This is a genomic window from Kocuria dechangensis, assembly GCF_014636775.1.
Classification (GTDB): domain Bacteria; phylum Actinomycetota; class Actinomycetes; order Actinomycetales; family Micrococcaceae; genus Kocuria; species Kocuria dechangensis.
Window position 1 is genome coordinate 1 of record NZ_BMEQ01000026.1, and the last position, 13,924, is coordinate 13,924.

Here is a 13,924-nt window from a genome sequence, read left to right on the forward strand (position 1 = left end):
TCCAGGCGATGCCGTGCTCGGCCACGAACAGGATGCCCTCCAGGATGGCTCGGTCATCGACCCGTGGCCGCCCCGTTCGCCCGTTATTGGCCGGCGGGGGTGGTGGTATCAACGGTTCCAGCAACTCCCATAACTGGTCGCTGAGCAGTCGCCCGGACGCTGTCTGACTCGCCATGGCAGCCATGATCACCAGTCAGGCCGACCTCGCTCAACGCCTCAGCCATAACTATTGAAACCATCTCTTAGCCAACCGGGCTTCAACCTGGGACGTCTTGTGAGTGGAGCACTCGTGCAACACCAGGTGCAACCGCGGATGCGCGTAGGCCCGGGCGGGCTGTCCGAGGAACGCCTTGGCCCCGTGCGTGCGGCCGTTCGATCCTCGCCTGCATGCGATCCGTTTGCGGCTACGTCCCGGTACGACTTGCCCTTGGCGCGTCCACCTTTCATGGAATGATTGATGCAGATGCATCCTGCTTCGTGTCCGCGCCGATGTCGACTTGTGAGGTATACGTGAACCCCTCTGACTGGACCAGCGACGACAGTTCCCTTGCCGAGTTCGTCAGGGCGGAGACCGCCAAGAACATCGCAGCGTTCAAGGCGCAGCCACGCCTACTCCGGGAACAGTCGAACATTGAACAAACCGTGGTCGAAGGCGGCTACAACAAGAAACAGATCAATGAGCTGATCCAGAACGCGGCGGATGCCCTCGACGACCCGGAGGGTCGCATTGAGGTCGTTCTCACGGACTCCTACCTGTATTGCGCGAATGAGGGTATGCCATTCCAGACAAACGGCGTCGCCTCACTCCTCATGTCCCACTCCTCCGAAAAAACGGGCAATGAGATCGGCCGGTTCGGTTTGGGGTTCAAGTCCGTACTGGCGGTGACCGAGACTCCTGAGATTTTCAGCCGCTCGGTCTCATTCCGTTGGGACCAGGACCACCTGCGACAGCGTCTCGCGGAGGACGGCGTACGTGCGGAGAGTTTGCCCACCCTCCGCGCAGCAGTTCCTGTCGATCCGATCGGTGCCGCCGAGACGGACCCTGTACTCGACGAACTCATGGGCTGGGCGAGCACGATCGTCAGGCTTCCGCTCCTGCCCCATGCCGCATGGCTGTGGTCGGAAATGGAGGCTTTTCCTGGCGAGTTCCTGCTCTTCTCCGAGAAGATCGGCACGTTGATTCTTTCGGATCGTCGATCCGGTGATCGGCTCGCGTGGACGGCGACCCGCGACGCAAAAAGTGGCATCGTCAACCTGGCCTGCAACGGAGAGACGACGGAGTGGCAGGTGTTCTCGCTGCGTCACGAACCGTCGGAGTCCGCGAAGATCGAGGCCGGCCACCTGTCGGCACGCAACGACATGACGGTCTCCTGGGCCGTACCCCGTAAGCGACGAAATCGCCGCGGCCAGCTCTGGACCTTTTTCCCGACAACCTCGGAAACCTCCCTGACGGGAATCGTCAACGCCCCGTTCAAGATGAACGAGGATCGGCACAACGTCCTGGCCGGCCTGTACAACAAGGAAATTCTGACCCGCACCCTGCCCCGCGTAGTGGCGGGCGCACTGCCCTCGCTCCTGGATCCGAGCGACCCGGGTAGTGTCCTGGACATGCTGCCCGCCCGCGGACGGGAAACCCACAGCTGGGCCGACGAGACACTCAACCAAGCAGTGATGGACGCCGTAGCCGTGAGTCGGTCCCTCCCCGACATGGCAGGCCGGGCTCAGCTGCTCGACGATCTCCACGTGCCCGAGGTCGCCGCGCACGGGGAAGACCAACCCCTCGTAGAGGAGTGGTACACCCTCGCAACCACACAGGGCACTACGAACTGGATCCACCAGAGCTGCATCGACCACAAGGACCGCAACGCCACCCTGACCCGTCTCCTCGGCATCCGGAACCTCGCACGGAAGAACGTGCAGGTCTGGCTCGAAACGCTCGCCGATCCCGAAAACCTTAATACCCTCGAAGCAGTCCTTGGACTCGCGGTGAAGATCCAAAAAAGCTATCCGGATCGCCTTGTCGCGATGCGCCAAAGTCGCATCATTCTGGACGCTTCAGGCCAGCTCCGTCGGCCCATCGTCACAGAAATGTCGTTGCCACTAGGGACTGCTGCCCAGGAGAAGGGGAACACAGCGGTCATCCATCCTGACTTCGTAGCCCACGGACGGTCCCGTCGGCTACTGATGGAGCTGGGATTCAACAACATGGACGCCGCGGGTCAACTGAAGCGTCAGCTCCTCATCGCGGCCAGGGCCGCCGACGACGCCGCAGCGATGGAGTCCGCCTGGCGTATTTCCCGCAACGTGCGCGAACGAGGGCATGTAGCCGCTATGTTCACCGACACCCTGCCCCGGGACTCCATTCTGGTGCGCTGCTCGGACGGGCAGTGGCGAGAAATCGACCGAGTGTGGGCTCGGGGCGGGATATTCCCTACCGGCCACGTCCACGACGCCGAGATGCTGGTGGACGAACAGTTCCACCGTCACGACATGGACGTCATCCGACGCCTGGACGTCAACCAGCATCTGCCGTCGGAAATTCGCACCGGTAGCACCAAGCACCCCACCTATGCCACCTGGGCCGATGCCGTCGCCCAAAGACTGATAGCAGAACTGCGAGAGGAGGGCGTTCCGGTCGGCAGGCACCATATCTCCTTCGGCCAGGTCAACCTGACTCCGGGCCTTGAGCGCTTGAAGGATGCAAGTCTGCCCATCCGCGCTCGGGTCACCGAGGAGCTCCTGGGACGCCCGCACTACCCCACATCTCCCAGCATTGGCGGCAACTACGTCGCGACCGTCGATGATGTCGACCAGCCGGACAGGTGGTGGATCTGCCAGTACGGTGCGCTGAAGACCCCGTACGGGCTGACCCCGACCGCGTACTCGGTCGCTCCGGTGGACGGTTTTCCCGCCGAAATGCTCCCTTCGCCGACCGACCAGCGCGCACACAAGCTCCTCACACTGCCCACGACCGTCGAACGTATCAATTGGACGCAGGTCTTCGATTCCGCAGCCCGTGCTCTTCCTGTTGAGCTGCTCCACGATCTCTATGCCAGAGCTGCGCAGCTGGGGGTGCCTGCTCCTTCCGAGATAGCCGTGGAACACCAGGGGCGCAGATCTCCCGTGGACCGCGCCAGTTGCTGGGTGACCAGCTCACCGCGTACATACGAGCATCGGCGACACGCACCGACCAACCCCCACGGTGTCTTGGTGGACTCCACCGAGAAGGCGGCTGCACTGTCGGAGAACTGGGGGCTGGCCCTGTGCCAGATCTCCTTCAGCGCATCGGTGGATTTCACCCCAGCAGCGCCCCGGGAACCCATCACTGAGGAGCTGCCTCACCTGCCCAAAATCGTCAAAGGGACGTCACGACTCCTCGTGCAGTGGTGCGACGAGCTCGCCGTCGTGGAGTCCAACGACTTCGACGACGTCCAGGTGCGGACCGACAAGAAGGAACTCCTGCAGGACAAGGTGCTCTATGTCCGAGGCCGGCGAAACGTGGACCGGCTTCTTGCCGCACTGATCAAGGCAAACGGGCTCCGGCTGACAGTGAACGAGATCAAGCTGAAGCACGCTCAATTCGAGCAGGAAGAAGGGATTAACAACAAGCCCTTGGACGAACTCCTGGCGGACCTTCTGGGGAGGAGCGCTCTGGAGAGCCTCGTTTCGCCTGCCGTCCTGACAATGGTCGAAAGCACGAGGAAGGATCCCTTGTCGCCGGGCGAGTTGTTCGACGTGGCCAGGTCGATCCACGGTGTCGACCTGCTCAAAGAAATCAAGAAACACTTCGCAGGCCTCACGGCCAGGGACCCGGATTTGATTCCACCGGGCTCGGAGGTTTGGGGGTTCCTGAAGAACCTGCTTGAACCCGGGTCGACACACAAATCCCCTCCCGCGCTGCCGCGGGAAGAAGTTCTCGGTCCGGTGGTGCTCAAACCGTTACACGATTACCAGGAGGACGTCGGCCGGCAGATTCGGTCGCTCCTACAGGGAAAGACCGAACACTGGCGTGGTTTGCTGATGCTGCCTACCGGTGCCGGCAAGACCCGGGCCATGACCGAGTCTCTCGTCGGGCACGTGAGCGCAACCGAAGGCAATTTCGTCATCGTCTGGGTGGCTCAGTCCATCGAGTTGTGCGAGCAGGCCATAGATTCGTGGAAGTACGTCTGGCAGGCCGTCGGCGCGACCGGCCAGCGCATGGCGATCAGCCGGTTCTGGGGCGGCATGGCGGATGCCACTGAACCCGAAGATGTGAAGCTGCATCTAGTGGTGGGCACCCCCGACACCACGGTTCGCATCGCGGATTCACCGTCGAAGAGCAAAGATTATGATTGGCTTTTCAAGGCCGATGTGCTGGTTTTCGATGAGGCGCACGGCACCACCGGGCCTTCTTATACAAGGATTTTGGAGGCTTTCGGTCGGAATCCGCGTCAGCGTTCGAAGCCACTCCTGGGCATGTCCGCCACGCCTTTTAAGGGCACCAATGAGGAGAAAACCAAGCAATTGGTCAATCGGTTCGGAGGCAACCTGATCCAGCCGTCGCAGTTCACCTCGAAGACCGCTCACCAGTACCTGCAGGAACTGGGTGTATTGTCCCGGGTTCACCACGAAGTGATCGATGGGATGGAATTACGGCCCCTCCCCGCACCCCGGGACCAGTCACCATTGGATGAGCCCGTGGCGATGAAGGAACTGCAACTGGACCTGAAGGCCGTGGCGGCCAATGAAGAGCGCAACAGGGTCCTCATCGAGGACATCCTCCAGCGCGGACCCGACAGATCTTCTATTGTCTTCGCGGCCTCGGTCGACCACGCGCACGCTTTGGCCGCCACCTTGACCTACATGGGCCTGAAGTCGGCCTCCATCTCGGGAGAGACCTCTGGCGCCGCCCGCCGTGCAGCAATTGAGGACTTCAGAAGAGGGGAGATCCGCGTTCTGACGAACTACAACGTCCTGTCGGAGGGCTTCGATGCGCCGGGGGTCGACACCGTGTATGTGGGACGCCCGACGTTCTCTCCCAACCGATACCTGCAGATGATTGGGCGCGGCCTGCGGGGTCCAAAAAACGGGGGCAGCGAGTGGACCACTATCGTCAACGTACGAGACAACGTGGAGCAGTTCGGAACCGGTCTTGCTTTCGGTCACTTCGAGTACCTGTGGGACTCCGGCTACGCCGATGTTTGAAGAGCTCTCGACAGAGCCGAGCCGGCCGCCGGCATAGGCATGAGCATTTTTCCCGAGCTTCTGCCTGAGACCACGAGTGGGCACTCAACCGCCGCTCTGGGAGGACAGCGATTCAGGTCGATCGACGTCTGTGCCGGCGCAGGCGGACTAGCCCTTGGCCTCGAACAAGCCGGGTTCGACCCGGCACTTCTTATCGATATCCGAGAACAGCCGTGTGAGACACTGCGTCTCAATAGGCCCTCGTGGAATGTCCGTTGTTTGGATCTTCTCGACTTCGACCCCCGAGATCATCACGGGCTGGAGGATATCGATCTGCTCTCCGCCGGATTGCCCCGTGTGCAAGCCTCCGCTGCCTCGAACCGTTCTCGGGGCAGCAGCCACGAGCTGGAACTTCTCATGGCCACCGTCAAGCTCGCCCAGAGCCTACGGCCGCGCGCCTTGCTGATTGACAACGTCGCGGAACTGGCGGTCGCCGGCGCGTATGGGGGCATCCGCGAACAGATACACGACAAATTGGCGCAATTGGGCTACCGCTACAAGTGGTTCGTTCTGAACGCCGTCGACTTCCAGGTGCCCCAGGACCGTAAACACGGGTTTCTCGTCGCGCTCCAGGGCGACCTCATCGATGGCTTCCAGGTGCCATCGCCCTCGCGCCAGTCACCGCCCACGACCGGCGAGGCCTTGTTGGCCTCCATGGCATCGCGCGGCTGGGCCCACGCCGCCGAGTGGGCCCGCCTGGCGGACAAGGTCGCACCCACCGTGGTCGGGGGCTCCTGGGAACGCGGGGGAGCCGATCTGGGACCCACCGGGTCCAAGAGGGCGTGGGCACGGATCGGAGTGGACGGCGGCACGGTCGCCGATGAGGTACCAGGTCCGGATTTCTCCTGGGACCCGTCCCTGGGACGTTCAGGCATGATGGCCTTGACCACTGCCCAAGTGGCGCGTCTTCAGGGTTTCCCTGCCGAGTGGCTCGTGGCCGGCCGCAAGACCGCTCGTTACCGCCAAGTGGCCAATGCTTCGCCGCCTCCTCTGGCTCAGGCTGTGGGAGAAGCCATCGTCACTGCCTTGGCTTCTACCTGAATACGCCCGAACGCATGCCCCCCGAACTGCAGATAGCATCAAACATTATGACCCTCGCGCAATCCTCAGCCTCCCCACCACAGCCAGTTCGCATGGTTGATCTGTTCGCCGGTCCAGGCGGCCTCGACGTCGCCGCCCACTGGTTGGGGATCCCGGTGATAGGCATCGAGTGGGACGCGAACGCCTGCGCTACTCGCCTGGAGGCCCGTCTGAGGACCGAACAGGGTGACGTACGCAATTGGTCACCGGCCCATTTCCACACCGCGTCGATCCTGGCAGGCGGTCCTCCTTGCCAGACCTATACGGTAGCCGGCACCGGCAGCGGCCGACGGGCATTGGACCAGGTGTTGCAGTTCGTCGAGCGGATGGCCGACGGTGACGACGTCAGCACCGACCTCACTTCCCTGGAGGATGATCGGACCGGGTTGGTGCTGGAGCCCCTTCGCTGGGCTCTTGAAGCCCATCGAGGCGGACACCCCTACTCAACCATCGTCCTGGAACAGGTACCGGCAGTTCTGCCTGTCTGGAACGCTGTAGCTGACGTTCTCCAAACCATCGGGTACAACACTGCGACCGGCATCCTTCACGCCGAAGAGTTCGGTGTACCACAAACTCGTCGACGAGCTATCCTGCTCGCTCACAAACATCGACAGGTGGAACTACCCCGGCCGACACATCGTCGATACCGAAAAGGCGTTGAACAAAGCACGGGGGACCCGTCTCTCCTGCCGTGGAAGTCCATGGCAGAGACTCTCACCGATCGGGAGCCCTTCGAGGTCATCTCGAACTATGGCACGGGAGGCAACCCGAAGCTCCGAGGGAAGCGACAGAGCAACGAACCTGCCGCGACTGTGACGGGGAAAATTTCCCGCAACCGCCTGCGTCTGACTTCAAAAACAAAACCCGAATTCGATCGATTCAGCCTGCCCGAGGCAGGATTGCTGCAGACGTTCCCTCTCGAATATCCCTGGTCAGGTAAGGATGTGGCGCAGCAGATCGGCAACGCCATTCCCCCACGTTTAGCGGCCCATGTTCTCGCATCAGCCCTCGGGGGCGAACTCGACGAAACGCTATTGGATGAAGCCGTCGGCGGGAGATGGTCCGTCACGAAGGATAGTGCCCCCTTGGCGCCATGCCTTCGACGGACCTGCGACAACAGCCCCTCCAACAAGATCAACCCTGAACAACAAAAGGAACTCGCCACAATCTCATGATGGTCGCAGCTACGCTGGTGACCTGCAGCGCGTTTTCACGATGACGCCTTGTCGATGGCCGGAAACATCTACTACCACAGCATTTGACCCGATCCTGCGGTCCTGCTGGTGGCCGCCACATCAGGTTCACGTCAGACCGCGGTCCTTCGCCTGTAAAGACAGGGGCTCTCCGGCCACATTGACTGCTGGGACAGCACATAGACCGAACCCTTCGGCAGAGCATGGTTACGGATTAACAGTTTTTCGACGACCCTCAAGCCAGGGAGAGCAGCCGAGGCATGATCTGCGCGGAACGGCCACGGCGAGGTTCGCGGTGTTCCCTGGCATGTGGAGCATCGAAGTTGATCCGTCGTTGGCGTCGTGACCGAGAACCCTGGCGCATCACAATGGCCGCAGCCGGCTGTTTTGAGGAATTCGCGCGATGGTAGAGGACGCCCCTGCCAAGAGCCGAGACGTGATCACCCGGTGCGACGATTCCGTCCGGATCGGTCTCTGTCGGGCGGTGTGGAAAGGTTGGCTCTGTTGCACTGGCGAGGTGACCGTATGAAGATCTGCGGCGTACTGCTGGATCAGCCGCAGGAGGTACTGCTGTGCTGAGGAATGGCGGCGGCAGATTCCGCCCTCCCGCCAGCACTCCACCGTTCCACTCCCACCGCCCTGGGAGACACTGCAACGTTACGCGCATTGGGATGTTGGACCGGCCACTTCAGCCACGAGCGCTCGTGTGGCGAGGTCCCATGCAATATCCACGCCTTTACCCACGGTCCCTGCCCACCCTTTGGTGATCCTCGTGGCCGCGGAAGCGGGTAGGGGCCCTATTGTTCCTGACGTCTCCCAGACACCGACGTGTGGACCGGGCGGTGTGGGGCGATCCCTAACTCGCTCCTGTCGATGTCGAGTCGACAAGGCCTGCTTTTTCTTTTCCACCTCGTCGGGGCCCGCCAGGAATTCGGGGTATTACCGCGCTGAGACCCGAAGCGCTCCAACGTGCCGGTCACCATCGGCCCAGAGGCTCCGGAAACAGGCACATTCCTTCGAGTGGACGCACTACATCAGCCGAAATACCGTCCAACGTCTTTTCAACTTTTCCAAACTATGTCGTAAGTTCGGTCAGTCGGTAAGACTGGCTGTCTTTCATCCGGCGGAACGGTGTCGTGCGGGGCCCCTGTGGGTGTGATCACCCTTTTGCTCAAAGCACTATCAAAAAGGATGACCTGCTGCACGCGGCAGAGATTCCCCCGGGAATCAGGGAATAGTGGCCCACCGTCTTTGCGCTGGCATCGTGGTGTCTTCCCGGCAGCGTTCTTCTCACCACAGCTCCCGCGGAAGCTATGGAGTCGAGGCACACGGAAGGCGTTTGTCGCCGTATGCGTCATACGCTGTGCGCGCAGGCGCATCCAAGGCGTGGCATCTGATCCATCGCCCTCCGTCCGGTCGTTGATCACCCCGGACGCATGCTGATGGCCTTCACCGCTCTGTCGTCGCCAATCCACCTTTCAGGTCGCCCTCCACGTCGTCGATCCTGCCGATGACTGCCACGCGATCCAAGTAGATGTTGCGGTGTTCGCAGCTGGTCTCCGGCAGAAGCAGGCATGCGTGGCAGGCGGCGAGGTTCAGTCCGTCGGTACCGGAGGGACCGGACTCGCAGCACACAGGATCGTTCGAGCACCACCCCGAGCGAGAAATCGATGCGAGGAGAATTTTCCCGAATCGGTCCTCCTCGGCGAGACGGGCAAGTCCTCCGAGGCTGCCTGCGGCATCCGACGATGCGGTATAGATGAGGATTCCCGCCTGGCCCGGCTCGGCGTAGATGCGCTCTCGCATCGAGCCGATCGGGTAGCCGGCATCAAGGCTCAGTTCCTGCAGAAGTGCATGCGCGAGGGAGTGGATGGCGACGAAGCGCGGCGTTGGAGCCTCCACCAGCGGAGCGCCTGACTCGGTTGCCCTGCGTACCAGTGACTCGGTGAGCATCCCATGACGCTCATCTGCCAGCGCGCTCTTCTCCCACTCGGACACCACGTCTTCACGGAGCCGGACGAAGATGCCCTCGCCGAGGACCTCGGTCCCGGGCAGCCAGTTCCGGTGCGCATCGTTCAGCTTCGCCAGTTGCGGGTTGATGGTGTCGGTGGCCATCGGACTCACCCGTGAGAACCCGTGCAGGGCGCGGACTTCACGCAGTCGCGTAGCCTTGGAGATCTGCTGCACGAGGAACTCGACCGACGGTGCGACGTCGACCTCAACACATTGGAAGGTGTCGAGTGGCTCTCCTTGGTTGCCGTCGATCAGGGCACGGTATTCTTCCTGGCGCAGGTCCTGGTCGGTGGGTTGGGCTGTGGCCTGCAGTCCTCGGCGTTGACGGATGACGTCGATGATCCCGTCGACCGACAGACCCATGTGAGGGGACGAGGCGGTCATCCCGATGAGGGCGCCACTAAGGGCCGTTTCGGGAATGTGTTCGAGAACCGTCCAATGTTTGGTCACGAACTGCGCGTTGGGACTCGACCAGGGAGGGATCGAGATGCTCGAGCGGACAGCGCTGAACCACACGTTCGAGGATCCACGCTGTAGAGCGCGGAGCGGCTTCTCACACTCCTGGTCAGGTGATTGGGGCAGCCACGGGCGTTTGCCGCCGCATCGCTTGATTTCGACCAGCGCGTGGCGGGAGAAGGCTCCGTCGAGGGAGTACGGTTTCACACCGCACGAGCATTTGACGACGATGTCCGCCAGCGATGATGAGGCCCCGCGTGACTCCAGCGTGAGGCGGTGCTCCTCGCCCATGCCGGTGCCCGTTCCCCGGTGCACCCATTGGAAGTACGGGAAGTCCTCGATGTGCCCGTTCTCGCAGCAGGCGACGAAACGTGACGGGGTCAGGTCGCGGAGGCAGTCCGTGCACTGCATCTTCTTGGCGTCGAACTTCCAGAACCGGTCGAGGCGTCGGCATTTCGGGCAGTAGTGGTAGGTGGGAAACCGGACGACCGGCACATCGCCCCTCCGCCGACCGGTCGACGGCGCCCGGAATGTGTGCACACCCAGCGACCGTGCCAGCCGCGGTTCCTCGACGGGAGCGCACCACTTCTCCTCCCATTCGTCGATTCCGCAGATCATGTAGCTCTGCTCGCCGGAGGGGAACAGGGACCCGACGCCGTAGGTGGTGACGAGCTGACTCTGTCGGGCTCGGGGCAGATCACTGGTTGCCATCGCCGGCCACCGCCTTCGTCTTCTTCGGGGAAATGATCTGAAGTGTGCTCTCGCGGTCGACGTTGCGCAGACTCATCAGGGTCGGCCACGGTGGGTCGAGCGGCGGGAAGATCTCCGCCAGCGCCTCGCCCGTTGTGTCGTCCATGCCGGTGGCACCGGCCGGGCTGATCAGGCCGCGGGCGTCATTCTTTTTCCGATCCCACCGGGGATATTGAACGATCGCTTGGTTGTCGACCGCGTTGCGCCAGGCCTCGATGAGTTCGTCGAGCGCCTTGCGCACCTCCTCGCCGAGCGCTTTACGAGCCTCCTCGCCAGCGCTTGATTCGACCTTTTCCGCGCGGGCGACGATCACCTCGACCACACGCTGCAGTTCGTCGGACTCGATCGGGACCGCGACGGACTTGTCCTCGGCGGACCCGGTGATGGTGTGGCGCGCGAGGATCACCAGGAGTCCGTGCAGGCCACGGTCGAGGGCGCGGGGGGCGAACGGTGTCACTCCGGTCGCTTCGACCTGCTTGTAGAGAGCGCGGTGGTAGGAGGTGAACGCCTCGTAGTGGGAGAGATCGCGCGACCGTGAAGCGTTGTAGAGCGTGAACACCAGACCCGGGTACCGACGTCCGACACGGCTGGTGGCCTGGATGTACTCCGAGGTGGCCTGGGGTTGGCCCATGACAGCCATGAGCCCCAGACGGTCCACGTCGACACCTACGGAGATCATGTTCGTCGCGAGCACGATGTCTGGGCTGTTCGGGTTGGGGTGGGCCGTCTGGAGAGCTTTCAGCTCGAGGGGAATTTCGCTCGACTTCTTGCGCGACGTCATCTCGCGCGGGTCACGGGTCTCACGCGCCTCGGATCCAAGGCGCTGGGCGACGACCTTGATGCGGTCACGGACGTCATCGATCGATTGGATGTAGGCCGCGCCCAGGACCCGAAGGCTGTTGAAGTACCCCAGAAGCGTCCAATAGGCATCCCGTACCTCCGGCTTTGCCTCGAGATCTTTCGCGCCCTGCAGCAGCGCGGCGTAGGTGCGCACCAGCAGCGTCGCATGACTGGTGCTCGGGGCCATCAGACCGACATAGCGGCGAGTGCCCTTCGTTTCGGGCACAGCGTCGACGGCGAAGAAGGAGTCGGCGGCGTCGATCCCCGGTGGCGGGAACTGCCGGGCGTCCCGGGCGAACACGGCGTGCACCTGCTCGGCCGCACGGCGGATGGTCGCCGTCGAGGCCACCACTTTCGGACGGGCACCCGATGTGCTGTCCGTGGCGAGGTGGTCGATCGCCGTCTCGTAGAGACCGACGAGCGTGCCCAGCGGGCCGCTGATCAGATGGAGTTCGTCCTGCACGATGAGGTCCGGTGGCGCGTCCTCCCCGGAGCCGAAGAGTCGACCGCTCTTGGACTGCCAGGCCAGCATCGCGAACTTGTCGACGGTCCCGATGATCAGAGACGGCCGCACGCGGTAGACGTCGGAATCCACGAGGTGGACGGGAAGCCCGGTGTGGAACGCGCAGTCCACGTTCGAGCACCGGACCGTCACCTCGTCCATGCGCACGTCGGCACGGTAGTCCCTGGGGCCGAGGTCGGTGCCGCACCACGGGCAATGCAGCAGCTGCACCGGGTCGCCGTCACCGCCGGGATCCTCATCGTTAAGACGCTTTTTCAGCGCCGTGGCCGCGTCTTTCACATTGTTGGGGGTGGCTCCCTGGCCAACCCACAAGCCGATGGAGAAAGGCTCCTTGCCGGCCATGTCGTGCGCTTCGCGCCGCCAATCCTCCAGCGCACAGATCAGCCCCGCGGCGCGCTCGAACTGCTGGAGGGTGAGCAGCCGCAGCGTGTAGCGCATGAGGACACCGACGCCGGCGCCTGTCCCGTCCTCACCGGCACCGCGCAGTCGACGGTGTACCAATGTGAACGCGATCAGTCCCAGGTACGCCTCGGTCTTGCCACCACCGGTCGGGAACCAGAGCAGGTCGGCGAGATCGCGGTCCTGGCTGGTCGGTTCGACGAGGCCTTCGAGGTTGAGCAGGATGAATGCGATCTGGAAGGGACGCCACTCACCCTCGAGGTCGGGCGGGGTCGTCGCCCCGCTGCGGATCATCTCCTGCCGCACGCGCTGCTGCTGCATCACGGTGTTCATGACGCGGAAGGCCCGATCGGCGTCCTCGTCTTTGGTGAGGAGATCGATGCCGCGCCGCATACGGTCCACGGCTTCGCGAGCCTCGTCGATGTGCCGCGCTGCCGTCGCGGTGTGTTGCTCCGCCGACTCCGAAGGATCCGGGAAGAGCACGGGGAGCCTGTCCTCCTGGTCCTGGATCCACGCCTCATAGGTGTCGACGAGCCGGTCGAGCGGCTCCCACACGCCCGGTTCGGCAAGTGTCTTCATACCCAGTTCGGTCACGTCATCGCGCTCTGCCTGGGCGAGCTGCAGGTCGTGGCGTGGGAAGAACGTCGTCTCCACCTGCGTGACCTTCGGACCCTCGTCCCAGGTGACGGCCACACCGTGCCCGACGGCCAGGTGCCGCTGGTCACGGTAGAGCAGCTCACCGCTGCGCTCGTCGTTGTCCATGTGGGTGAGCAGGTGCTTCGGCCGACGGTCTGCGAGCTCTCCCTCGACGGCGCGCACCCGGATCACGGGCCGGAACCAGCACCACATGTCCGACCGGCCTTTCTCCGGCTTGGGGAACGTGTTCACCAGAACAAGCGTCACGTTCACGATGCCATCGCGAGCGGGGCGCACGACGACGCGCAGTTCCAGCCCGTCGATGAGATCAAGGGTGTTGGATACACCGGCTGCGAGATCGACCGTTCGTGTGTGGGGACCAAACGGCACACGCTGCCACTGACGGATGCGTTTGCCGTGTCCGCGGCTGGCAACCTCTGCGCCTTCAGGGGCTCCGTCATGGTCATCGGTGCCGGTTGCCGGCGTATAGCGATCGGCCTCGACCTCGACCGTGATTTGTCTGGTCGCTTCCGTCAAGCCGAAGGTGAGCCCGAGGGTTGAGGGGTAGCGCAGGTTGGCGAAGGAGACGCCCGGGTCGTAGTCCGCGTCGACTGCCGTACCGGCCTCGTCGTCGGGTGTTTCATCGGCGACCTCGACCGGCTCCTGAGTGCCGTTGGCGGCACGGGGGTGGAGGATGCCGATGATGTACCGCTCGAGCGGTTCCTCCTGCAGGAGCGCATCGTCGGCCGAGCCGTAGAGGTCGGCGAGGACGGCGTCGACCATGTGGTCCCGTGCCTTGTACCAGGGTCGA

At 63.2% G+C, this 13,924-nt stretch carries 6 protein-coding genes; 3 read left to right on the forward strand and 3 right to left on the reverse strand.

Features of this window, described 5'->3' with window-relative positions:
- Positions 1-184 (reverse strand): transposase (locus IEW07_RS16945; RefSeq protein WP_371870242.1); only part of this gene is annotated, 184 nt, incomplete at its 3' end.
- 326 nt (positions 185-510) lie between these two features.
- Here IEW07_RS16945 and IEW07_RS16950 point away from each other — a divergent pair.
- From IEW07_RS16950 to IEW07_RS16960, 3 genes are all read left to right on the forward strand, one after another.
- Positions 511-5,184, forward strand: coding sequence for a DEAD/DEAH box helicase (locus IEW07_RS16950; protein ID WP_188539409.1), 4,674 nt, complete (start codon positions 511-513; stop codon positions 5,182-5,184).
- 39 nt (positions 5,185-5,223) lie between these two features.
- The gene (locus tag IEW07_RS16955; RefSeq protein ID WP_188539410.1) at positions 5,224-6,264 is read left to right on the forward strand and encodes a DNA cytosine methyltransferase; all 1,041 of its coding nucleotides are present in this window, start codon (positions 5,224-5,226) and stop codon (positions 6,262-6,264) included.
- Positions 6,265-6,356: 92 nt separating this feature from the next.
- Positions 6,357-7,478, forward strand: a complete 1,122-nt coding sequence (locus IEW07_RS16960) for a DNA cytosine methyltransferase (protein WP_229741930.1) — start codon at positions 6,357-6,359, stop codon at positions 7,476-7,478.
- A gap of 1,467 nt (positions 7,479-8,945) precedes the next feature.
- Here the strand turns inward: IEW07_RS16960 and drmB are convergent.
- A complete protein-coding gene (drmB, locus tag IEW07_RS16965; protein ID WP_188539411.1) occupies positions 8,946-10,676 on the reverse strand; it encodes an MrfA Zn-binding domain-containing protein in 1,731 nt (576 codons plus the stop codon).
- The gene (locus IEW07_RS16970; RefSeq protein ID WP_229741931.1) at positions 10,663-13,896 is read right to left on the reverse strand and encodes a helicase-related protein; all 3,234 of its coding nucleotides are present in this window, start codon (positions 13,894-13,896) and stop codon (positions 10,663-10,665) included. Before IEW07_RS16970 ends, drmB begins: the two co-directional genes overlap by 14 nt.
- Positions 13,897-13,924 lie beyond the last annotated feature (28 nt).